Origin of the sequence: Streptomyces pyxinicus (assembly GCF_024753135.1) — a bacterium.
In the GTDB taxonomy this organism is placed as follows: Bacteria; Actinomycetota; Actinomycetes; order Streptomycetales; family Streptomycetaceae; genus Streptomyces; species Streptomyces pyxinicus.
In genome coordinates this window covers 1-1,326 of the sequence record NZ_JANUGP010000068.1, presented here as the reverse complement: position 1 = coordinate 1,326, position 1,326 = coordinate 1, and the positions used below count along the sequence as shown (strand labels likewise).

Here is a 1,326-nt window from a genome sequence, read left to right as displayed (position 1 = left end):
TCCTTGAGGGCGAGACGCAGTCCGCCGCGGGCCAGGCCCGCGCCCTTGGTGCCGATGAGTTCGGGGATCATGCGGCCGAAGAACTCCGAGGGGTCCTTCTTGAAGCCGTCGACGGCGGCCTGGACGACCCGTTCGGGGTGGGACGCGGTGGAGACCAGGCCGGAGAGCGTCATGCTGACGTTCTGCAGGTAGGCCGCCGGGTGGGTGAGGTTGTAGGGGTCCGTCGGGTTCAGGCCGCGGGCGAAGTTCACCAGGCCCGCCGTGCCCTTGAGGGCGCCGCCGACGACGTGGGTGAGTTCGGTGTCGGCCGCTTGGTAGCCGTCGGTGAGGTCGTTGCGGATGCGTTCCAGCGGCGGCGGTTCGGCGGGCGCGTGCGTCAGGGCCGCCTTGACCTTGCCCTGTGCCTCGGAGGCGGCCGTGTTGCGCTGCTTGCGGGCTTCGGTGAGCTTCTCGTGGGCCGCCTTCACGTCGGACTTGCCGGCGGTGAGATCCTGCTCCGGCTTGGGTCCCGGGTCCTCGCCCGCGTCGTACTTGTGGTGGTAGGCCTGGGCCTTGCGGGAGTAGTCGTCGGCCGCGTCCTTGGCCGCCTGCACCCCCTTCTTGTACAGCTCGACGGCCTCCTTGGCCTGCCCCTGAGCCCACGTGACCGTGTCCGCGTACGACTCCAGCGCCCCCGCCGCCGAGCCGCAGGCCTCCGCCGCCTGCGCCCACTTCACGGGGTGGACGCCGAGCTTCTTGCGGAAGGCCTCACCACCCTCGCCCTGCCAGCCGGAGGAGTCGACCTTCCGCAGGCCCTGACCGACCTTGTCGAAGGCGCCGTGGAAGTCCCTGAGGTGCTTGGCGCTCGCCCGGATCTTCTCCGGGCTGCCGTGAACGAGTTCGTCCGCCTCCTCGGTCTGGCCCAGTTGCCGCTCGCCCGGTGTGGCCCCCAGGTCGGAGGCGACCTCGTCGCCCCAGTCCTCCACACGGTCGGCCCAGTCGTGCGCCCCGACCCGGTCCAGCGCCCCGCCCAGCTTGTCGGTGCCGTAGTCGACCGCCTCGCCGAGCTTCTTCTTGCCCTCGTCGACGAGGTGCTCGCCATAGCCCAGGCCCTTGTTGAGGCCGTCACCGATGTCCCCGAGGATGCCCATCAGCCCGCACCGCCCTGCTGCTCGGCCGCCTCGGCACGGGCCTCGGGCGAAGGACCGAAGGTGTCGTCGAGGAACCGGCCGTACTCCTGGTCCGAGACGCCGAACGCGTGGTGCAGGTTCTCCGGGTTCAGCCCCACCGGACCCACGGTGTGGGAGGTGAGCACGTCCCGGCCCGCGTCCTTCCAGCCCTGCACGC

Annotated in this window: 1 protein-coding gene and 1 pseudogene; both read right to left on the bottom strand. The window is 71.1% G+C overall.

Annotated elements, in window-relative coordinates; genetic code table 11:
* Nucleotides 1-1,130 (bottom strand): putative T7SS-secreted protein (locus NX794_RS35760; protein ID WP_346434231.1); only part of this gene is annotated, 1,130 nt, incomplete at its 3' end.
* Nucleotides 1,130-1,326 (bottom strand): annotated as a pseudogene (locus tag NX794_RS35755) (hypothetical protein); the annotation flags it as partial. The pseudogene NX794_RS35755 and the gene NX794_RS35760, both read right to left, overlap by 1 nt.